This window comes from Vibrio parahaemolyticus (genome assembly GCF_900460535.1).
Classification (GTDB): domain Bacteria; phylum Pseudomonadota; class Gammaproteobacteria; order Enterobacterales; family Vibrionaceae; genus Vibrio; species Vibrio parahaemolyticus.
In genome coordinates this window covers 110558-132489 of sequence record NZ_UHIL01000002.1, presented here as the reverse complement: position 1 = coordinate 132489, position 21932 = coordinate 110558, and the positions used below count along the sequence as shown (strand labels likewise).

At 46.0% G+C, this 21932-nt stretch carries 19 protein-coding genes; 8 read left to right on the top strand and 11 right to left on the bottom strand.

Features of this window, described 5'->3' with window-relative positions; all coding sequences use genetic code 11:
- Nucleotides 1–68: 68 nt before the first annotated feature.
- On the bottom strand, nucleotides 69–1019 hold the full coding sequence (gene tal / locus DYB02_RS17460) for a transaldolase (RefSeq protein ID WP_029806951.1): 951 nt from the start codon (nucleotides 1017–1019) through the stop codon (nucleotides 69–71).
- 466 nt (nucleotides 1020–1485) lie between these two features.
- Between tal and DYB02_RS17445 the strand changes: the two genes are divergently transcribed.
- On the top strand, nucleotides 1486–2487 hold the full coding sequence (locus tag DYB02_RS17445) for a sugar-binding transcriptional regulator (RefSeq protein WP_005463541.1): 1002 nt from the start codon (nucleotides 1486–1488) through the stop codon (nucleotides 2485–2487).
- A gap of 131 nt (nucleotides 2488–2618) precedes the next feature.
- Nucleotides 2619–3911, top strand: coding sequence for a glycoside hydrolase family 18 protein (locus DYB02_RS17440; RefSeq protein ID WP_015313412.1), 1293 nt, complete (start codon nucleotides 2619–2621; stop codon nucleotides 3909–3911).
- A 41-nt stretch (nucleotides 3912–3952) separates the two neighbouring features.
- Here DYB02_RS17440 and DYB02_RS17435 read toward each other — a convergent pair whose 3' ends face one another.
- The 7 genes from DYB02_RS17435 to moeA all read right to left on the bottom strand — a co-directional run bounded on the left by DYB02_RS17435 (nucleotide 3953) and on the right by moeA (nucleotide 12328).
- Nucleotides 3953–6244, bottom strand: a complete 2292-nt coding sequence (locus tag DYB02_RS17435; RefSeq protein WP_029805235.1) for a bifunctional diguanylate cyclase/phosphodiesterase — start codon at nucleotides 6242–6244, stop codon at nucleotides 3953–3955.
- A gap of 21 nt (nucleotides 6245–6265) precedes the next feature.
- Complete coding sequence (locus DYB02_RS17430; protein ID WP_025559330.1) at nucleotides 6266–7096, bottom strand: sulfurtransferase; 831 nt, start codon at nucleotides 7094–7096, stop codon at nucleotides 6266–6268.
- A gap of 36 nt (nucleotides 7097–7132) precedes the next feature.
- Nucleotides 7133–7429 (bottom strand): hypothetical protein, encoded by a 297-nt coding sequence (locus DYB02_RS25765; RefSeq protein ID WP_017447384.1) that lies wholly within the window; start codon nucleotides 7427–7429, stop codon nucleotides 7133–7135.
- A 141-nt stretch (nucleotides 7430–7570) separates the two neighbouring features.
- Nucleotides 7571–8023 carry a hypothetical protein gene (locus DYB02_RS17420; protein ID WP_029805237.1) on the bottom strand — a complete coding sequence of 151 codons (453 nt, stop codon included), beginning with the start codon at nucleotides 8021–8023 and terminating at the stop codon, nucleotides 7571–7573.
- A gap of 11 nt (nucleotides 8024–8034) precedes the next feature.
- Nucleotides 8035–10146, bottom strand: coding sequence for an LruC domain-containing protein (locus DYB02_RS17415; protein ID WP_029805239.1), 2112 nt, complete (start codon nucleotides 10144–10146; stop codon nucleotides 8035–8037).
- A gap of 187 nt (nucleotides 10147–10333) precedes the next feature.
- On the bottom strand, nucleotides 10334–11083 hold the full coding sequence (gene moeB / locus DYB02_RS17410; RefSeq protein WP_029805241.1) for a molybdopterin-synthase adenylyltransferase MoeB: 750 nt from the start codon (nucleotides 11081–11083) through the stop codon (nucleotides 10334–10336).
- 9 nt (nucleotides 11084–11092) lie between these two features.
- Nucleotides 11093–12328 (bottom strand): molybdopterin molybdotransferase MoeA, encoded by a 1236-nt coding sequence (gene moeA / locus DYB02_RS17405; protein ID WP_020838039.1) that lies wholly within the window; start codon nucleotides 12326–12328, stop codon nucleotides 11093–11095.
- A gap of 288 nt (nucleotides 12329–12616) precedes the next feature.
- Here moeA and folE point away from each other — a divergent pair, with 288 nt between their 5' ends.
- Both folE and DYB02_RS17395 read left to right on the top strand, forming a co-directional pair.
- Nucleotides 12617–13270 (top strand): GTP cyclohydrolase I FolE, encoded by a 654-nt coding sequence (gene folE / locus DYB02_RS17400; protein ID WP_005477356.1) that lies wholly within the window; start codon nucleotides 12617–12619, stop codon nucleotides 13268–13270.
- 268 nt (nucleotides 13271–13538) lie between these two features.
- A complete protein-coding gene (locus tag DYB02_RS17395) occupies nucleotides 13539–14777 on the top strand; it encodes an NRAMP family divalent metal transporter (protein ID WP_005463559.1) in 1239 nt (412 codons plus the stop codon).
- Nucleotides 14778–14824: 47 nt separating this feature from the next.
- On the opposite strand, the gene DYB02_RS17390 is transcribed toward DYB02_RS17395, so the two are convergent.
- Together DYB02_RS17390 and clcA are read right to left on the bottom strand one after the other, a co-directional pair.
- Nucleotides 14825–15790, bottom strand: coding sequence for a TDT family transporter (locus tag DYB02_RS17390; protein ID WP_005463561.1), 966 nt, complete (start codon nucleotides 15788–15790; stop codon nucleotides 14825–14827).
- Nucleotides 15791–16215: 425 nt separating this feature from the next.
- Complete coding sequence (gene clcA, locus DYB02_RS17385) at nucleotides 16216–17619, bottom strand: H(+)/Cl(-) exchange transporter ClcA (protein WP_005463563.1); 1404 nt, start codon at nucleotides 17617–17619, stop codon at nucleotides 16216–16218.
- A 503-nt stretch (nucleotides 17620–18122) separates the two neighbouring features.
- On the opposite strand from clcA, the gene DYB02_RS17380 reads away from it, so the two are divergent.
- Complete coding sequence (locus DYB02_RS17380; protein ID WP_029805846.1) at nucleotides 18123–18701, top strand: hypothetical protein; 579 nt, start codon at nucleotides 18123–18125, stop codon at nucleotides 18699–18701.
- Here DYB02_RS17380 and DYB02_RS17375 read toward each other — a convergent pair.
- Complete coding sequence (locus tag DYB02_RS17375; protein ID WP_005463567.1) at nucleotides 18688–19095, bottom strand: helix-turn-helix transcriptional regulator; 408 nt, start codon at nucleotides 19093–19095, stop codon at nucleotides 18688–18690. The two genes, DYB02_RS17380 and DYB02_RS17375, sit on opposite strands and share 14 nt — an antisense overlap.
- 95 nt (nucleotides 19096–19190) lie before the next feature.
- On the opposite strand from DYB02_RS17375, the gene DYB02_RS17370 reads away from it, so the two are divergent.
- The 3 genes from DYB02_RS17370 to DYB02_RS17360 all read left to right on the top strand — a co-directional run bounded on the left by DYB02_RS17370 (nucleotide 19191) and on the right by DYB02_RS17360 (nucleotide 21899).
- Nucleotides 19191–20099 (top strand): aldo/keto reductase, encoded by a 909-nt coding sequence (locus tag DYB02_RS17370; RefSeq protein WP_029805847.1) that lies wholly within the window; start codon nucleotides 19191–19193, stop codon nucleotides 20097–20099.
- Nucleotides 20100–20457: 358 nt separating this feature from the next.
- Complete coding sequence (locus DYB02_RS17365) at nucleotides 20458–21462, top strand: response regulator (protein WP_029805849.1); 1005 nt, start codon at nucleotides 20458–20460, stop codon at nucleotides 21460–21462.
- Nucleotides 21462–21899: a PAS domain-containing protein gene (locus tag DYB02_RS17360; RefSeq protein WP_005463573.1), complete on the top strand. Its 438-nt coding sequence runs from the start codon at nucleotides 21462–21464 to the stop codon at nucleotides 21897–21899. The genes DYB02_RS17365 and DYB02_RS17360 overlap by 1 nt, the downstream gene beginning before the upstream one ends.
- Nucleotides 21900–21932: the final 33 nt, after the last annotated feature.

The window sequence follows — 21932 nt, the reverse complement described above, 5'->3', positions numbered from 1 at the left end:
AATAGAAAATCTTGAATGAGCGCTGATGCTAAAAGCGAGTAGACGGGCTACTCGCTCTTGGTAAGCAATTAAAGCTTAGCTTCGATCATCGCTTCTAGTTTGCCTTGGTCAACTGCGAAGTTGCGGATACCTTCTGCCAGTTTCTCAACAGCCATTGGGTCTTGGTTGTGTTCCCATAGGAACTCAGCGTGAGTCATTGGTGCTGGACGCTCAGCTGCGCCTTTAGAATCAACTAGCTTCTCAACCACTTCACCTTCTGCAGCTTCTAGTTCTGCAAGTAGAGCAGGAGCGATAGTTAGACGGTCACAACCAGCAAGTTCTAGGATCTCACCGATGTTACGGAAGCTTGCGCCCATAACAACCGTTTGGTAGCCGTACTCTTTGTAGTAGTTGTAGATCTTAGTAACAGACAGTACGCCTGGATCTTCTGATGCTTCAAAGTCGCGGCCTTCTTTCGCTTTGTACCAGTCCATAATACGGCCAACAAATGGAGAGATTAGGAATACGCCCGCTTCTGCACAAGCACGCGCTTGAGCGAATGAGAATAGAAGAGTCAGGTTACAGTTGATGCCTTCTTTCTCTAGGATTTCAGCTGCGCGGATACCTTCCCAAGTAGACGCCAGTTTGATAAGGATGCGGTCGTTAGTGATGCCAGCATCGTTGTACATTTTCACTAGTTGGCGTGCTTTCGCTACGCTGCCTTCCATATCGTAAGATAGGCGAGCATCAACTTCTGTAGAGATACGACCTGGGATAGTTTTTAGGATTTCTTTACCGATGTTTACTGCAAGCATGTCACAAGTGTCTTGAACTTGTTGAGCTTTATCGTTGCTCTGTGCTTTAGCGTATTCGATTGAAGCATCGATTAGAGGTGCGTACTCTGCGATTTGAGCTGCTTTTAGGATAAGAGAAGGGTTAGTTGTTGCGTCTTCTGGCTGGTACTTTTTGATTGCATCAATTTCACCAGTGTCTGCTACTACAGTCGTTAGTTTACGAAGTTGCTCTAACTTGTTGCTCATAATCGATCATCCTATATAAATGGGCTTAAGCGTGGTTTTTGTTGCCACAGCTTGTGCATTTGCAAGCGAGTTAGCTAATCGTCTCATCGCGTTTAATGAGACATCTGCTCAGCCAACTACGGAAAATTTCGTTACCGAACAAATGCTATGAACATTTGATCGATAGCTGAGTAAATGATGTGTTCATATTTATCCTATCTATGCCGAAAGTCAATCGGTGAAGTCGACTTATAGTGAACTTCATCAACGTTTTTTTACTGTGTGTTTAGCGGTTAACCCAAATAAACGTTTGCCCTTATTGCTCAATGCTTGAGCGTTGTTAGAAATAGCAAAAAACCGTACTGAGAAAATGTTATTGCAGTGAGCAAATGTTGCGTTTAAATTGATGGAGAACATATGCTAAGTCAATGAGCAGATGCTCACTTATTGCATACAATGTCGGGCCTCTTAAACGACGAGAGTAAACATGAGCAGTTCTAACCAAGATATTTCCATTGAAAACACGGATTTGTTGACAGAGATCTCCGTTGCCTACTATCAGGACGGTGCGACTCAGGAAGAGATATCGAGAAAATTTGCCATTTCACGCGCGAAGGTAGGGCGAATGCTCAAACAAGCGCGTGATGAAGGCATCGTTGAAATCACCGTTAAATATCACCCGGTATTCAGCGCCAAGATTGAGCAACGTTTGATCGAGCGATTTGGCGTAAAGCGCGCGCTTGTCGCTCTTGACCAGCCGAATGAAGAAGCGCAGCGACTGCAGGTATCGGGATTAGTATCCAATTATCTCACCAGTACGCTTAAAAACGGCATGGTGGTGACCGTTGGACAAGGGCGTAACGTCTCTTCTGTTGCTCATCATATTGGGGTGATCACCCCACGAGACTGCAAATTTGTGTGTGGTATCGGCGGTATTCACCCACGTGGTGGTATGTACAATGCTGACCACATTTGTCGTCAGTTAGCTAAAAAGTACGGCGGAACGTCCGAAACGCTTTACGCGCCGGCTTATGCAGAAAACCGCGAGCAAAAAATGGCGTTCATGCAGAATGCGACCGTCAAACAAACGCTCGATTTGGCACGTAAAGCCGATGTCGCTTTAGTCGGTATTGGTGATATGAGCGAAAACAGCTACATGGTCGATCTAGGGTGGTTTACACCAGATGAAGTGGTTCAATCTCGACTAAAACAAGGCGTAGTAGGAGACTTTGCGGGTTATGACTTCTTTGATATTCACGGTAACGTTGCCAACACCGTAATGAGTGACCGTGTCATTGGCCTTGGAATTGAAGAGTTTCGGCCAATCGCAGAAGTGATTGCTATCGCTGCTGAAAACAGTAAACCGCTTGCATTACTTGGTGCGTTACGTACCGGTGCAATCGACGTGATTGCTACCAGTGTAAGCAACGCTTTGACAGTATTGAACTTGGATGAGCAGATGCACGGCAACGCGGCATCTGAGAGTTAGCACAAATAATATGCAACTTATGTAATCAGGCGGCGAGGATTTATAAATGACTCGCAGCCTGATTTCGTTTTCAAGTTAAAAATATTCTCTAGGAGTAGCTTTAAATTTGTACACCTACTCTGGAGAAAACAATGAAAAAGACACTTCTTGCTGCACTAATTATGGGGATAACTGGTGCGGCGCACGCCGAGCAAAAAGTCGTAGCGGGTTACTTTGCGGATTGGCAGTACGCGAACGCAGAAAACCCATACACGGTGAAAGATATTCCCGCCGATAAACTGACACATGTGATTTACGCGTTTCTCAGTATGTGCGGTCCTCATACCGGTGCTTCTGAAACGGTGCAAAACCTAGTAGCTAAACAATGCGAAGGAAAAGATCCCTATACGGCGATCATTGTCGATACCGAAGCGGCACTGGAAAAGAACTTTGGCGCTGTCTCAGTTAACGTGCCATACAAAGGTCACTTCGCTCAACTTGCCGAAATGAAGAAACAACATCCTGATCTCAAAATTCTTCCTTCTTTTGGTGGTTGGACAATGTCCGAACCGTTCCATGCTATGGCGAAAAACAAACAAGCGATGGATCAATTCTCAAAAAGTGCCGTTGAGTTGATTGCTCAATATGATTTTTTTGATGGCATTGATTTGGATTGGGAATACCCAGGCGGTGGCGGTTTAACAACGTCGCCTTGGAACCCAGATACCAAGCTTTCTGATGAACAAAAAGCGTCTGAGCGTGAGGCGTTTACCTACTTGGTGAAAACCATGCGTGCAGAGTTAGATGAACTCACAAATCAAACCAAACGTGAATACGAGCTTTCTACGGCGGTAGGCGTTGGTCCAAAAGCGGCAGGTATCGATTGGAAAGCAGCAGAACCGTACCTAACCAACATGTTTGCGATGACGTATGACTTTCTTGGTGGGTGGGGGCAACAAACTGGCCATACTACCAACTTGCACGCGACAGAGCGAAGCTGGTGGGGCATGGGCGCAGACGTGTTCATCAACCAGATGATCGAGCTGGGTATTCCAAGTGAAAAACTGGTGATTGGCGCTGCATTTTATGGGCGTGGCTGGCAAGGTACTAAAGACTTTTCGGGTGGCTTACCAACGCAAGATCTCGTATCCGAGCAAGGAGCGCAGTTTGGTACGGGTGAGAACGGCTATTTCATGTTCTGGGATTTAGTGAAGAACTATGGAGCGAAGCAGGGCTACGAGTACAACTATGATGAGCAATCCCAAGCGCCGTACTTGTGGAATCCTGAAAAGAAAGTTTTTATCTCTTACGAAGATCAACGCTCGATCAAAGCCAAAGCAAATTGGGCGAAACAGGCGAACTTAGGTGGCATTTTTACTTGGGAATTGTCGGGCGACCCGAAAGGCGAGCTTGTTGAGGTGATGTACCAAGAAATGCAGAAATAAATGGAAATTGTGGTTTAAAACCGACATCACTAAAGCCATCGTTAATCTATGATGGCTTTTTCTTCTTTATTGTCTTTCACAAAGCTAACAAGTTGGTCAAAAGAGAGTGGCTTGGAGTAGAAATAACCTTGAATCAAATCACAGCCACACGCTTCTAATTGGTCGCGTTGGCGTTGCGTTTCGACCCCTTCAGCTAAGACTTTCATTTCGAAGTTTTTGCCAATAGCGATGATGTTTTTCACCATATTCAGCGCTTTTTTATCGTGCTCAATATTGTCGACAAAGCTCTTGTCAATTTTAACTTCATCAATCGGCAATGTTCTCAACATGCTTAGTGACGAGTAGCCCGTTCCGAAATCATCCAATGAAATCTTAAAGCCCAAAGCGTGCAAGCGCTCGCAAGTCGGAGAGAACTTTTCTAGATCTTCGATAAACAAGTTTTCGGTAATTTCTAACGTGATTCTATTGCAATCAAGATGGTATTTGTCCATCGCCGCCATCAAGCGCTCTATAAATTTGGCGTGTAGGAACTGCTTGACGGAAATATTGATCGACATCTGAATTGGGGTGGCAAGATGGGTTGTCAGTAAGCCCATATCTTCAAGGCTCTTTTCGATGATCAACTCACCCAAACGCACCATCAAACCTGAGCTTTCAGCGACAGGAACAAATTCGTTAGGTGGTACTTTGCCCAGTTCCTCGTCTTCCCAACGAACAAGTGCCTCAACACCATAAATCTCGCCATTGATGTTTAACTGCGGTTGATAAGCCATAAACAGCGTTTGCTTCTCAATCGCAAGCCTCAGACGTTGCTCGACTTTCATCTTGTGCAGATGACTTGCTTGCATCTCCTGATTAAACAGACTGTACGCATTACGCTGTTTCTTCGCTTGATACATGGCGATATCTGCAGAAAGCAGCAGCGCGTCTAAGTTGTCGCCGTGCATTGGGTAGAACGCAATCCCAATGCTGCAACTGAGCAGGAACTGGTTATCGTTAACGTTATATGGTTTGGAAAGCGTTTGAATCAGCTCGCTTGCTAGATCTTTGATGGTCTCTTCATCAGTTCGATTAACGATAAAGATGAACTCATCGCTTGCCTCACGGACGATCAAACGACCTTCGCCCGAAAAGTGGTTAAGGCGAGTCGAGATCTGTTTTAGAACTTCGTCACCAAATTCGTGGCCGTGTGTGTCATTGACCGATTTGAAGTTGTCGATATCAATGAACATTAAGGTGAACGGGTTACTGCTGCCACACATCCAACGTTGAATGTTGGAACGTAAATACTCACGATTAGGTAGGCGAGTTAGATGATCATGACAAGCTTGGTAAAGCAAACGCTCTTTGGTTTCGTGTTCATTGTTAGCGATTGAGCGAAACAGCGCATAAAACGCTGCTTGAACGATCAGAAAGACGATGCAGTAAAACGCAAATTGGCTGTAAAAGCCGCGCTTAATGAAGCCCAAATCGGTCGACGACGCCGCCCATAAGCCATAATCAGGAATGTATTTGAGTGTGATTAATTCATTCAAACGTTGGGTATCGACGACGACATTGATTGCTCGGGTTAGCTGTTTTACTTGGTCGGTATCCCAGCCGTAGTCTTGCTGGATTTGATCCAATAAGGCTTGTTTATTTAAATCATCGGCGGGCTTTTGATAGTCCTTGATCGTAGTGTCTTCAGATGAGCTAAACGTAAGGTAGCCGTCGTTTCTAATTAGGGACACGCGATTGTGTTCATTAGCATGAATGTCGTTACGAAACACTGACGACGTATTCATGTTAAAGCCAGCCGTCATTACCGCTTGTACTACGCCATTTTTATCTGGAATCGCTTTACGAATGGGAATAACTAACGAATCTTGCGCTTCCATAAAGTAGGTTCTGCCGATCACCATGCGATCGGAGTTCAACGCTTCAAGGAAGGTCTCTCTGGTCAGCGGATCTTGCTTGAGATTGTGTAGCTTTTCCAAAATCAAGTTCGAGCTAACGGAAATGTAGTCGCCGTTGGGATTGGTCAAGCCAAAACCGATGATCGCCGGATGAATGTTGAGAAGTTTATCTAACATTGGGCGAGTTTGAATGGCCGCGGTACGAGTGAAGCTATTTTGCTCCACCAGTTGATGACCAACGACTTCTAGCAGCGATTCTTGCCCTTTTAAAAGTGACTCAACGGAGGAAGCAAACAGCTCCAATTGTAGGAGCTGTTTGTCTTTGTATTTGTCTAACGTTGCTTGGTAGTGGTAATAGCCGAATAGCGAAAATGTCACGATACTGACGGTGAGCAGCATCATGTAAAGAGTCCAAATGTTCTTCTTTAATCCGACCATGTTGTTTTGATAACCCCTAGCTTAACGCGTAATTGGCAGTGAGCAGTCTGCACCCCATTCTGTCCATGAACCGTCATAAACAGATAAGTTGCGTAAGCCTAGTTGATGAGCTGCCAACAATAAAATACAGGCAGTCACACCTGAGCCACAGCTGAAAATGATTGAATTGTCATTATATAGCGACAGTTCGCTAAATGCTTGTTTCAATTCTGAGTTCGGTTTGATGTAACCGTTATCCAGCAGTTCTTGAAAAGGCAGGCACAACGAGTTTGGAATATGGCCACTGCGCAATCCTTGTCTTGGCTCAGGCACTTCACCAAAAAAGCGCGCTCGTGAGCGAGCATCAACAATATGCGCACTGCAATTGTTTGAGTACTCTAATACTGCATTTGCGTCCAAAAATGCATTTTTATTTAATTTTCCCGAAAAATTTCCTAATTGTTCAGGTTTTGCGAGCGAATCTACGACGGGCAATCCCGCTTCTATCCAAGCTGGAAGTCCACCATTAAGTACTTTGACGTTCTCGTGTCCCATCGCTTTGAGCATCCACCATGCGCGTGGTGAAGCAAGCGTACCTGAGTTGTCATAAACGATGATCAAGTCTTCGTTATTTAGCCCAAGCTTTTGTGCGCTTACATTAAATCCTGCTTCGGTTGGCATCATGTGCGGCAAAGAGGTATCAGGCAGACAAAAATCATTGTCGTAATCAAAACGGTAAGTGTTTGGAATCCATTTATCGGTGATTTTTTTGCTTTCCGAAGGAATTTGAAAGCTAATGCTTGCGTCTAAAAGCTTTACATTTTGTTGGTCAAGTAGGGCATGGAGTTCTTTTGCACTGATCAATGCTTGCATTGCTAAATCCTTCTTGTCGTGGGAGTGACCACTATTCTAGTTACAGCTGACGAATGAAAGTGATGGTTCAAAAGTTGAGCTTGTCGCTTGCCTAAATGTGGCTGTCGAACCGATCGCACAGTCAGTTGTTATCGGAACGGCGACGCGTTGTTGTTCGATATCAGGAGCGTCTATCGTCAGGTAACGTCGTTGCCCGTCTAAAGACTGAGTCAAAGTGTTGCTGATGACGGTCGCTGATAAGGTTTTTTCGCTGGTGGGTGAGCCCCACAAAAGTAAAAGGAGCAGAGCAATCGAACCGATGAAGACCAAAATGTAAGTTTTGGGGTTATCCAAGTTGAGTTCCACCCGTTTAGGCTAGCGTAAGCCTATTGTTTTACAATAAAAAAATCGCATGTTCAAAGAACGATGCGATTTTTGCTGATATTTAACATCTCTAAGAGGTTTAGGTTTGTTTGCTATTCATGACATTAATGCTTACAGGCGCCAAGATGAATCTTCTGCTGATATCACGTGCTGCACGGGGTCTGAACCGTCATAAAACCAAACTTCGACTAATAGATTTCCTTGGCTATCGGAGACCGGAAAATTCATTTCGGCTTTTCCGTTGATGAGTGCTTCAGAAGCTACTTTGCTTGCGTATTTCGCTTGATAGGTACCTGAAGTCGTCTCTTGATACTCTTTATAGACACTAAGGTGCGCGCGTTGTGAAGAGTAGCCACTAATGTCAACAGATAGAGCACGAGTGACGATCGGATCGTAGTTGTAGCCATCTGGTACGTTCAGCGTTTGCATGCTTGGTTCTTCGACCACGATGGTGGTCTGAGTTGCGGGAGGCGTTGAACTGTCACCGCTTTTATCACCGCCGCCACCTCCACCGCCGCAGGCTGTTAACGCTAATCCCATGATGATTGTGATTAAATTTTTCATAATGTGGTCTCCTATGGAATGTAGCATTTGTTTGCTTTTGGTGAGGCATGCCAGTTAGCATTTTGACTGCCGGCTGATTCAGCGTAAGTGGCAAATTGTGGATACGCGTCAACCAAGTCTACGTTTTCCAATGGCCACTCCCAGTCCTCAACAATCAGCAGAGCCCAAGGTAGGTTGTTGCTGGTTTTGAAGTAAGTACCTTGTACAGGATCACTTGCATCAACCCCGAGTCCGTATAAGTTGGTATCATCAAACTGCTCGGTTGGCGCTTGATCCGGTAGGTGTACTTCCCATTTTCGGCCTGGTTGGAAGGTAATACCGTCACCGTGGTAAGTGTTTGGTGTTGCAAAGATAAATGGGTCGTAAGGCATGGCTTGTAAGCCAGAGCGGTCGGAGCCTTCCTTAAAATAAACCGTCAACGTAAAAGAGAAAGCAACGTTGTCATCACATCCTGATTGAGTTCGGAAGTAGGTACAATTGCTTTGCGTGTATTGGCTGAGATCATCGCTGATGATGAAAATGGCCTCTTCCGAGATAGTTTCCAATCCATTGCTTGCTTGTTGAACGCCGTTAAACGACAGGGTAGTTAAGCCATTCTCGATGCTTGCTTTTGCTATGCCCGGTAAACGAATAGCAAAGCCATTTTTGTATCCTGCACCGTAAGCGGCGAGGTCACCGGTGATTTGAATGTTCTCGATCACACCTTCCATACGCGTTTCTGTGATTCGGAACTGAATGACGACGTCGTTCATGTCGTAGTCTGCGGTGTATGGCCAGTTATCCTCAAACGCTACCGTTGCGTAGCCTTCTGCACTTGGAAAATGCTGAACAGATACGCCATTTTCGGTGATAGTGATTGGATGATCTTCCACTTCGCCGGAGGTTGAGCCGCCATCGTATTTGAGCCCCGTTTGTTGACTAAAGCGGAATCGGCTCCAACTTGGTCCTGCGGTTGCCAATTCAGAGACGATAAATGGAAGTATGTTGTTTCCTGCTGCGAGTAACTGGTCTGTAAATACTTGTTCACCTTCATCTGCAAAATCACCGTCTCGGTTCCAGTCAAACCAAGCGGATAAGTAGCCAGAAGTAGACGCTGTCACATTCACCAGTGAACTCAAACCTGGATCGAGTGCGGCAACAAAGCCAACACCATCTTCGTCTGCGGTACCAACTTTGTTGTCGCCAGAAGGTGCAATTTGTCCGTCAGGATCGCCATCAGGCGCAATGACACCAAGCCATGTCACACCATCGATTTCGTGTCGTGGACCGTTTGAGGAAAGAAGCGTGTGGTAACTATCTGGAGCATCGCCAAAATCGATTGGGTCATCTTCATCAATAACTGGCGCGTTGGCGCAGCGTGCACCGTCATTTTGGCTTGAACTCGGGCCGTTCGAGACAAACTCAACCGCTGGGACAATGCCCGCGTTGATGTTTGAAGCGTTGTCCGCTGACAAATTAATACGGTAGATTTTTCCGTCTTGATTGCGGGAAACGTAGTAATTGCCGTTGACGTCAAAATAGCCCGCACCAAAGGTACCGGTTTCGCCCGTATCTCCAATCATAGTGGCTTGGCCGTTTGCAGTATTGAATTTGTAGAGAATGCCGGAGTTGTTGTCGATCCCGTAAAGCGAACCGTCGCCAGGATGAAAGGCAAAATCTGTCAAGTTGACGTTTGCGGTCGCGGTAATTTGCGTAAGTGTTAGCGTCGCATTTGGATCGGTATCTAACGGTGATAAATCAATGGAAAATAATCCTTTTCCTTTGCGATATAAGTAGTAAACGTGATTATAAACATCGCCAACAAAAAACGTATGGCTAGGCAAACCAGCGACATTCAGTGTTTCTGCTTGAAAGTCTTTCCCTAAACGGACGATTTTCAAGTTGGTGGTATCGTAGCCATAAATGTATCTGTCGGTGAAGTCGAACCCGACGGCATTGATCCCTGATGCCAAACCCACATCATCAGCTAATAAAGTGGTGGAACCCGTAACCAGATTGACGCCATAAACTTGAACGGGGGTCGATTGGAATAAATACGCTTTGCTCGGACAAGTGTCGAAAGGCGCCGCATTCGCATAAGCGCTTACGAACAGTGATCCGAGTATTAGTGATGTCCTTTTCATGATTCGCCCTCTCATTGATTTGTTTTATATGTAATGAAAGTAGCGTGCCAATTTTTAAGTGGCTGTTTTTGATGGATATTGACAACTAGAAGTTCGAGGTTTTAATTTTGAATCTCAGAATAAGAAAAAAGCCCAACGTTGCGTTGAGCTTTTTGAGAATCGATTGACACGGGAGCGAATGCGTTACTTACCCACAAACAGGGCAGGTCGGCATTTTCATCAAGTTCATTTCTCTCCACGACATGCTGAGTGCATCGAGAATAAGGATTTTCCCTTTCTTTGGCTGGCCGTAATTTGCGATCACCTTGATGGTTTCCATCGCTTGTACAGCGCCCACAATCCCAACCACTGGTGCCATTACACCCGCTTCAACGCAGCTTAGTACACCGCTACCAAATAGTGCACTCAAGCACTGGTAACAAGGTTGAGTTGGATCGTCGTACGTAAACACGCTCACTTGACCTTCCATACGAATTGCCGCACCAGAGATAAGTGGGGTTTTCGTTGCAAAGCAGAGGCGGTTCAGTTGGTTACGAGTGTCGACGTTATCAGACGCATCAACTACCACAGTGTGTTGTTCAATCAAAGCTTGAAGTTGAGCATCATCGAGACGTTTGGCAACGGTGTTTACCTCGACGTGGGGGTTAAGTTCTCGTAGCGCATCGGCGGCAGAATCCACCTTTTTGCGGCCGATATCTGTGTCGTGATGTAATACTTGGCGCTGCAAATTAGAGAGCTCTACAATGTCGTCATCGATGAGCGTAATACGGCCGACACCTGCTGTGGCGAGGTATTGGCTAGAAGCACAGCCTAAACCGCCCGCACCCAAAATAAGCACGGAGCTTTGTTTGAGCGCTTCTTGCCCTTCGAAATCGAACTGGCGAAGAATGATCTGGCGGTTATAGCGCAGCATCTCCTGATCGGAAAGAATATCCACGGCACGTTCCTAGTATAACGTTGAGTTAAACAGTTGGATTTGAACCGTTTCGCCAACTTCCACGCGGCCACGCTCACGCTCCAACACCACAAAGCAGTTTGCCAAACTCATTGAGCGGAAGGCACCAGAACTTTGATTGCCAGTGGTTTCAACGACAAATTTGCCATCTTCTAGCGTGTAGATGCCACGTTGGTAGTCCGTGCGGCCCGGCGCTTTCTTAAATGCAGTTTTTGTCGTAGCAGGGATAGACTCAGGTGCTTTCCATTCAGTATGGCCAGCTAATTTCGCCAACATTGGCTGAACAAGTACGTACATGGTTAGCACAGCAGATACAGGGTTACCTGGTAGACCGCAGAACCAAGCTGTACTTAACTTACCAAATGCGAAAGGTTTACCCGGCTTGATTGCCAGTTTCCAGAAACCGATTTCCCCAAGTTGTTCTAGAATGTCCTTGGTGTAGTCTGCTTCGCCAACACTGACGCCGCCAGAGGTGACAACCACATCCGCGAGCGTTTGTGCTTTTTCAAACGTCGCTTTTAATGTTTCTGGGCAGTCAGGGATAATGCCAAGATCAATCGCTTCACAGCCAAAGTTTTCGATAAGCGGTTTAATGCCGTAACGGTTGCTGTCGTAGATTTGACCTGCTTCGAGTGGCTCACCTAATGGTTTAAGTTCATCACCTGTCGAGAAAAACGCCACCTTCGGTTTACGTACAACAGTGACATGGCTTACGCCAAGAGAAGCAATCATTGGAATATCGCGTGGTGTTAGGCGCGCGCCTTTTGCTAATACGATATCGCCTTGCTTGATGTCGTCACCAGTTGGGCGGATGTTATTTTGAGGTTTCACATCCGTTTGGTTGAACTGGATACCCGCTTCGGTCACGGTCGTGTTTTCTTGCATGATAACGGCATCGCAACCTTCCGGAATTTTCGCGCCAGTCATGATTCGAACACAAGTGCCTGTTGGCCATTCACCTTCAAAAGGTTGGCCCGCAAAGGATTTGCCCACCATCGGCAATACAGTCGACGCTTCTAAATCTTGAATACGGATTGCATAACCGTCCATTGCTGAGTTGTCAAAAGGCGGTACGTGAATTGGCGATAAAACGTCTTCGGCCAGTACAAAACCCAGAGCATCAGCAAGAGGAAGAGAAAGTGTCGTTTGGATAGGTTTGATGCGCGATAACATTTTGTCCATCGCTTCTTCAATTGGCATCAAGCCAGGTGCGTCGCAGCAGCCCATTGAGATAATCCTATGTTCTTTTGTTTTGTGGCAACTCTACCATAAAATCGGACTTGGTAAGAATGTCCACCTATAAAATATGGGTGTAATTATTCAAAAATCCGAGTATCCTTGTCACCCATCCGAAAGGGGTAAACGCCTATCGGAACTAAAGAAAACGGCTCAGTGTATTCTTGTTATGTGCCTTGGCGATATGAACATCTAACTGAGCAACTTAGACGCTAACGGGATGAAAACACTGCAATTGTATTTCACACCGAGAGTGGTAGTTACAAAAGAGGAAGTGGAATGTCAGGTCTTAGCGAGTCAGCGAAGTTAGTAAAAGAAGCGCTAGAGCAACGCGGTTTAGAAACACCAATGCGTCCTAATGCCGTGAGCCGTGAAGAGAAGAAAGAAAAGATCGAGCACCACATGCGTGAGATCCTAACCCTGCTTCAACTCGACCTTACGGATGACAGCCTAGAAGAGACGCCACATCGCATTGCAAAAATGTACGTGGATGAGATTTTCTCTGGTTTGGATTACTCCAACTTCCCAAAAATCACGGTTATTGAAAACAAGATGAACGTAAGTGAAATGGTTCGCGTGAAAGACATCACCGTAACCAGCACGTGTGAACACCATCTTGTCACGATCGACGGCAAAGCGGCCGTTGCGTATATCCCTCGTGGTAAAATCATTGGCTTGTCTAAGATCAACCGTATTGTCCGTTTTTTCGCGCAGCGTCCTCAAGTGCAAGAGCGTATGACACAGCAAATCCTAGTTGCTTTGCAAACATTGCTTGAGTCTGACGATGTGGCCGTGACTATCGACGCGACGCATTACTGCGTGAAATCACGTGGTGTTATGGATGCAACCAGCGAAACGACAACCACAGCTTTAGGTGGTATTTTTAAGAGCAACCCAGCCACCCGCGCTGAGTTTCTGCATGGTTTACGCTAGTCAAAGCGAAGTATAGATTTGAGAGAGGATGGCAACGTGCCATCCTTTTTTATACCATGAATCATGGGTAGGTGAGTCGCAATAAATAATATTTATGCAATTGTGTGTTGACAGTCACATTCGTTGCTCTTAGTATATGCGCCCAATGAACGGCTACAACGTGTAATCGTTTGTTTTGAAAAGAGATATCTCTCTAAGTTCAGCTGATCTCGGTCAGTTGTCTTTCTTTTTTTCTAATAATAGAAAGACAACAAATTTGAGACTTGGCATGACTACACAAAGCACTATCAGCACCTCTTCCATTTCCGCTCCTGTAACAGAAACCAGTTGGCAAAAGAAAGCCATGCTAAGTGTCGCGTTTTTGATGGCGACGACCTCTGTTGGCCCAGGCTTTTTGACTCAAACTGCTGTCTTCACGAACATCTACAAAGTCGACATGGCGTTTCCAGTATTGGCTTCGATCTTTATCACGTTTGGTATCGTGATGAACTTGTGGCGCATTGTGGGCGTTTCTGGCATGCGAATCCAAGACATTGCGAACAAAGTGGCGCCGGGTATGGGTTATGGTGTCGGTATTCTCCTTGCGCTTGGAGCTGTGGCGTTTAACTTTGGCAACGTAAGTGGCGCGGCGTTAGGCATTAATGTGTTAACGGGCGTGGACACGACTTGGGGTGCGCTGTTTACTGGTGTGGTCGGCTGTTTGCTGTTTGTGGTTCATAACGCCTCCAAACGAATGGACCAAATGGCTCGCTACCTTGGCTTGTTCATGATTGTTCTGATTGCATATGTGGCAATGACGAGCTTACCTCCGATGGGAGAGACACTAAGTGCAGCGGTGATGCCTATGGATGTTGGAAGCTTGCTTCTGCCTACATTGACTATCGTTGGCGGCGCAGTTGGCGGTTACTACACGGGTGCACAACGTCTAGTGGACATCGGCTTGAAAGGTAAAGAGAATGTACCTTCCATCACTTCAACGGCGTGGGCTGGTATCTCTATTGCGGTGGTTATTCGCGTCCTACTGTTTTTAGCGGTGTTTGGCGTTATCGCGACAGGCGCAACGTTGGATTCAGCTAACCCGGCAGCCGACGCTTTCCGTCAAGGTGCTGGCCAGCTTGGTTACTTCATCTTTGGCTTAGTACTGTTTGTCGCTTCCATCACGTCTGTGGTGGGTAACTCTTACATGGCTATCTCATTAATTAAGACGCTTTTCCCCGTTGTGGCGCGAAATGAAAAAGCGTGGTGTGTCGGTTTCATTATCCTAACCTCGCTAGGCACGGTTACCATGGACATGCCAATTCTTCTGCTTATGTTAGCGGGCTTAGTGAACAGCATTATCCTTCCTATCGTTTTGGGTACCGTCTTGGTTGCGACAAAACGCAAAGATATCGTCGGTGATTACCAACACCCAATGTATTTAACGCTAACTGGAGCAGCGATTGTTATCGTGATGGCTGCATCGAGTTTGACTAACGTCGGTAACTTCATGGCGAAGTTTACGGGTTAATACTTTGTTGATAGTGATAAAAAACGGCCTCTTAATGAGGCCGTTTTTTATGCTTGTTTGGTCGGGGTTCTTACAATTTCTGGCCAGTACATTTTCACATAACCTGCCGATACCCAAACGACCAATACGGTCGCGATACTGAGTTCTAAAAAGCCGAAATCGTGTAACCAATGCCATTGAGGATGAGATTGTGCGAAAAAAGAGGTTAATCGGTGCATCGCAATGGCGCTGATGACTGAAGGAAAAGTCACCGCTGCGATCGACGGTTGGAACTTCAATCGAAGTAAGCGGAAATAACATAAGTAGATCAATAGCGTCATTGTGATCGCGATCCCCGCCAATGCGCCCGTCAGAATAGGGTCGGGTTGGGGAAAATTCACTAAATAAGCTGCCAGTGACAAGTTAACGGGCGCGGCCATAATCGCAAGCGTTGGTCTTGCTCGTCTTGGCAGTGAGCCAAAAAACACCAAGCGATACAACACCAGTGGTAGCATAAAGAAGTAAATGCCGATACACATGATCGCGAGGGTTTCGGAAAATAGATTATGACCGAATTGCGAACCAGCCAATGAGCTACTGATTAATCCAACAGGGTAGAGGAACCAGCTCGGGACGATGTTCGACATTTTGAAGTTCATGAGCTGGAAGCCAAAAAACAGCACCATCATTGTAAAATGAAGCAGTACAGCTAAACACCAAAGGGGATAGGCAATGAGTGGTGCAACCGACGCGAGATAATCGGTCAGGATCAATAATGCCATGCTCATTGGTGCCATTAAACTACCACTTAACGGGTGCTTAATATCCGCCATAAATAGGCGAGGATTGGTGGCGTACTTAATCAGAACGGGTGCGAGCAATAACGCGCCAAATGAAGCCAGAAAAGGACGAATTGGCGTACCAATATCGGGAACATAGAGCGCCCACGCTTGGCCAAGCCCGATCATACCCAGTGCCAGCGCCGCTTGAGAAGGTGGGACACTATAAAACTGCACAAGTCTTTTCCAGTTCAAATCTACTCCGAATTGATTTTGCCCGAATGAAACGAAAAGTGATGTTTAAAACCAAATTATCTTTGGCTGTTTTGCGTGTGAAAATCGCGAACGGCGTGGAATCAGATCGTTGATTCTCTTCATCTTAGTCTGCTGCTGCCTTGCATTGCGAAACGCAAATTTTCAACGCATGTTTTACGCAATTGTTGACTTATTTTGGCCTGTAATGGGCGGATTTGAGTGGAACAATTGCTCTATTTTATGGCGCGAATATTAACAAGTTTAACAGGCGATGACGCCTAAACATGATGGGTAAATATCAGAGAATGAGAATTTTGTGAGTTTGGTATCGAATATTTGCGAACCGTTGCAAAATTATAGAAATGCAGGCTCCAAACATTCGTGATACTTACAAGTAGGTTTGGAGCCGGAGTGCTTTAAGTTGCCTAGGAGGCCTGATTTTCAGGGAGATCTTGTTGACGTAGCTTGTCATTTTTAAGCGTACGATGCAGTAACTGGCTGTAAATAGGTTGTCCACCAAGCAACTGCGCGACAATCACCGCTCCTAGACAGGTAATGATTAGCGGAAGAATCAGATAGTAGTTGTTGGTCATTTCGATCACCAACAAAATACCAGTGATAGGCGCGCGAACTGTCGCAGCGAACAGCGCTCCCATTCCTGCAATCGCAAAGACGCCAGGTTCTATATCAAGCGTTGGCAATAGAACATCTGCGCTTGCGCCAAATGCGTATCCAAATAGTGTGCCCAGCGCGAGCATTGGCGCGAAAATACCGCCTGGTGCGCCAGAGCCAAAGCAAAGCAAAGTTGTGACCACGCGACCAATAAACAGCAGCACTAAAATAGAGATCGAGTAGTTACCTGTTGTGACATCGGGAATAAGTGCAATACCCCCGCCCGTTAATTGAGGTACGTAAAGCAACAGCAGGCCAAATACGCCGCCCAAAATAGAGCCCGTGATCAGGTAACGTTTACGGTCGTTTTTATGAATAGCAACAAAGCTGTCTTGCGCCACTGTAATCAGTTTGTTGAAGATCACGCCAAACACGCCAAACAGTGCGCCAAGTAATAGGAACAACCATAATGTTTGAAGCGCTGGGGATTGATATTGCGGCATGGTGATTACGGCGTCTTGACCATTGATGGCGCGGAACACAATGTTCGCCATAATGGCAGAAATGATCACGGCACGAATCGAGATGAGCGAGTAGCGAAACTGAGGTCGCATTTCCTCAACTACGAACATGATCCCCGCAAGCGGTGCATTAAAGGCCGCAGCCAATCCGCCAGCAGCACCAGAAGCGAGCAGGGAATGGCGAGTATCGTCATCTTTAACGCGGAAAATATCGGTCACCATTCGACCGACAGCACCGCCCATTTGCACCGTTGGGCCTTCACGACCAAGCACCATACCAGAGCCAAGTGCGCCCATGCCGCCGAAGAATTTTACTGGCAGGACTCGCCACCAACGCACAGGACGAATGTTGTCCATCGCGCCTTCAATTTCAGGGATACCTGAGCCCGCCGCCTCTGGGGCAAAGCGGTGAACAAGAAAGTAGCCAATAAAAGCAAGCAACGCGCTGATCAGCACCGCAGCAAGCCAAAGAGGAAGTACGCTACCGATTTCGCTTCTCAGCCATTCGGTGCGGGTTTCAGAAACAAAATGAACCGCAAGTTCGAAGTAAGTACCGACGAAACCAGCTAACGTGCCGACGATGGCGGCCATAATCAGGACAGAAAATGGTGTGGACCCTCGAGAGACAAACTGGTTAATCGCATCTTTCGGTACGTGCGCTAACACAGATTTCACAATTCTCTCTCGTTTGGTCATTAACAAATTCTCCTGAAGCTTGTGGAAAGGAAGAACGAAAGTATACGCTTCGGAGAGTCTAGACCTAATCAGTAAAGATGCAATTTAGCTTTCCACTATTGAGTGTTCGAAGAATCTCGACGACAACCATTATTTAGGATTGTGCTATTGCTCTCATATTTGGCGGTTTTTTGATATAAAAAAACTTGTTTTCTGAGCAAAATGAACCATGCTTTAAGTGTAAAGCAACATGACTGCTTCAGAAGGAGGGATGTGAGGTTTTACACACAATTTGGATGGATTCAAACCCTACAGTAAGTCCTCGTTTTATGTTCGGGATGCATCAATAGACATCATCGATTCGCAAACTCACGATTGAGTAACGAGGTAGAGGCGCACGCAAGAGTGCGCCTTCTTAATGTCTGCTAGATAACATTTTCGTACTCGCCTCTAAAATATTCTCTTTGATAAATCTAAGCCTAGCGTTAAGGTCGTTGTTTTACGTTTTTCACTTTAAACACACCATGCGATTTGCTTCTCGAACTTTGCTATTTTTCTGCTGTGTCGCGGCATCCTTTTCTTCATTGGCTTCGCAGCGCTGGTGGCAAGAAGTCTTGTCTTCTACGCCGTACCAGAAACTGAGTGAACAGATTCAATATGATGGGAACTGGTATCCGTGTGATGTGCAGATTGGCGAGACAGAAAATCTCGGCCGTTCTTTCTGTTTAGATGAGTTTTCCTACTATCAGCAGACGCTATACGGCGAGGTGGTATTCGAAGAAAAGAAAGCGCAATTCTCCTTTTTAACCGAGTACCAGAGACAAACGCTGAGTGAGCTCATTCTTAATCTAAGAAAAGATGGTTTGGTGATGCGAAGCTTAGCAATCGGCAACGAGCGATACGATGTCGCAGCGTCGATGAAAAACAAATCTGCAGGAGAGGTCGACAAAGAAGTGGTGTTGCTGATAAATCGCTACCCGCCAGAGATTGAGAGGTCGATGGTTTGGGTAAAAGCAGATGAGTTTACAGAGCCATCACCGCACGTAGTCATTACTTTACGCAGTGATGGCGAAATGATCGAGTTGCGACTTACTCGGCTTTAGTCTCTTTATGCAAAGCAAGAAATGTCGCCATGGCGGATTCATCTAAAAATCCGTCTGCCTTTTTATGTGCGCGCAGGTATTGGTACCCTGCAATGAGCTTTCGATGAAGCTCTTCTTTATCTTCTGTCAGCTCATCATTCATCACGTGTTGGAAAGCCAACTTATAGGCATCCATATCCACCACTTCAGCTCGACGGTAGAGATAACCGCAACCCGTCGCTAACCATTCAAGAGAGCAGTTTGCCCGCATCGCAATCTGATTGGCTTTGGTTAGGCTAGGTTCGCTGCCTTTTAGGTACTTTCGGATGAGCGCTTCCGACACATCAACGCGTCGAGCAAATCCGCTGATGCTTTCTTCGCCAATCAAAGTGGCTAAACGTTGGGCAAAAGACATATTTCGTACTCCAGTTCGAATTGCGAAAGTTTACCCGTTGAGACGACGTGAAAACAAGACTAGGATGAATGCAGTTCAATTGAAGGAGAAAACCCATGGTTGCAAAAGTTGTGACTGCACCAAATGGCCCTGAATTTTCAGAGCTAGTTCAAGGATATTGGCGTGCGGCAGATTGGGGAATGACGGCTCAAGAGCGTTTGTCATTTCTTAAGCAACATATTGAGTTAGGGATCACTACGGTCGATCACGCAGACATTTACGGTAACTACGAATGTGAAGCGTTGTTTGGTGAAGCGTTAGCTTTGGATAAAAGAGTACGTGACCAAATCCAGATCGTGACCAAATGTGACATTAATTTGTGTGGTGACAAAACACCTGAACGCAAAATTAATCACTACGACACAAGTTCGGCACACATTTACCAATCAGTGAACAACTCACTTGAGCGCTTAAATGTGGATGAAATCGATGTGCTATTGATCCATCGTCCAGATGTATTGATGGATGCTGATGAAGTTGCGGAAGCATTCACGGAGCTGCACAAAGTAGGTAAAGTGAAGCACTTTGGTGTGTCTAACTTTACGCCGCATCAGTTCGAATTGCTGCAATCGCGCCTTGGTAAACCTCTTGTGACTAACCAAGTGGAAATCAACCCGCTTAATTTTGAGGTTGCGCACGATGGAACGCTGGACCAAATGCAAATGTTGCGCACGCGTCCAATGGCTTGGTCTTGTTTAGGTGGCGGCTCAATCTTCAGTGGGGAAAGCGAGCAAGCGATTCGCGTTCGTAACGAGCTAGAAGCGATTCGTGAAGAAGTGGGTGCGACCAGCATTGACCAAGTTATTTACGCTTGGGTACGTCGCTTGCCATCTAAGCCAATTCCAATCATTGGTTCAGGGAAAATTGAGCGTGTGCAAACGGCCGTGAATGCGCTGAATATCGAATTGACTCGCGAGCAATGGTATCGAGTTTGGGTTGCTTCGAAAGGTCACGGTGTGCCATAGAAAGCGCATTAGCATCGTGATTTTACTTAAGGCATCTTATTAGATGCCTTTTTTGATGTTTCCTCTTTCCTTTCTTCACTTTAGCAAGTAACGAACTTTTTCTCGGCTTTCTGGAGCTTAGATAAACGCAACCCTATGCGTATCAAGGGCTGAGAATGGTCAGTAGGCTTTGTTCGATGTCACTAAATCGACAGTGAAATGCGTTGTTTCTTGTTGGCTAGGTTCACTCATCTATTGATCTTGCGTATGCTTACTGCATAAACAAAAAATACAAATTCCTCGTCAGTTTTCTCGTACTATATGCGGTAACAATCTGGTAGACTCCAGCGCAGATTGTTGAATATAAAAAGGTGATTGAATGTCTTTTCCTGTACTCATCTGTGATGATTCAGCGTTAGCACGCAAGCAGATGGCTAGATCACTGCCAGCAACATTGAATCCGGATATTACGTTTGCTATCCACGGAAAAAATGCGCTTGAAGAATTAGCGCAAAAAGAATTTAAACTGATGTTTCTTGACCTCACCATGCCAGAAATGGACGGTTTTGAAACCTTAGAAAACATGCAGCGTTTAGGAAATAAAACGCCAGTTGTGGTTGTGTCGGGGGACATTCAACCCAAAGCCAAAGAGCGCGTTTTCGCGTTAGGTGCCAAAGCATTTATTCAAAAGCCCATCGCAAAGGATGAGCTAAAAAACGCCCTCAAAGAGCTGATTGAGCCAGAGCCTCGACCGCTTATCATCACACCAAGCGTGATTGAGCTGCCAATTCTCCGCCGACGCGATATTTACATGGAAGTGGCGAACGTTTCTATCGGCCGAGCTGCCGACGCGTTAGCTCGCCATTTTGACGTATTTGTTCAACTGCCTTTACCAAACGTGAATATCTTTGAAGTGAGCGAGCTTCACATGGCGCTGCGTGACTTGGCATCGCACGATAACGTCTCAGGCGTTTGTCAGGGTTTTTGTGGCGAAGGCATTGCCGGGGAAGCATTGGTCATTTTGAGTGACTCTAGCGTATCGGATCTGAAAAAGCTGATGAAAGTGCCAGCCGACAGTGAAGAGCTTGAAGAACTCGAGCTGTTGATGGATATCTCTAACATCTTGGTTGGCTCGTTCCTAAATGGTTTAGGCGAGCAATCAGAAGTGCGCTTCTTCCAAAGTCTGCCGGTATTGCTTGGTCAGCACATTTCGATTGATTCCATTATTGAGTCCACAACGGGCGCATTCAAACGCACAATGACGTTTGAAGTGAGCTACAACATCGAAGGCACATCGATTCGCTGTGATTTGCTGTTTATGTTTGTTGATGAATCGCTGCCATTGCTTGACAACAAACTCGCATACCTAATGGAGGAGTTCTAATGTTGAATATGCCAGCAGAGTTTGAACAATTCCATTGGATGGTCGACATGGTACAGAACGTCGATATGGGGTTGGTGGTGATTGATCGAGATTACAATGTTCAAGTCTGGAACGGTTTTATGACGCACCACAGCGGTTTGCAATCGCATGAGGCAATTGGCCGTTCGATCTTCGATATCTTCCCAGAAATCCCGCCGGAATGGTTTAAGTTGAAGACGAAACCCGTGTACGACTTGGGTTGCAGAAGCTTTATTACGTGGCGTCAACGTCCGTATTTGTTCCGCTGTCGCAACGTACGCCCTGTTACGCAACAGGCTGAGTTTATGTACCAGAACGTAACGCTCAACCCAATGCGAACGCCAACTGGAAAAATCAACTCACTGTTTTTGTCTATCCAAGACGCGACAGCAGAAGCCTTGATGTCACAACATAAATAGCGATTGAAATTTATTCGTTAAAAGCCAAGGGGA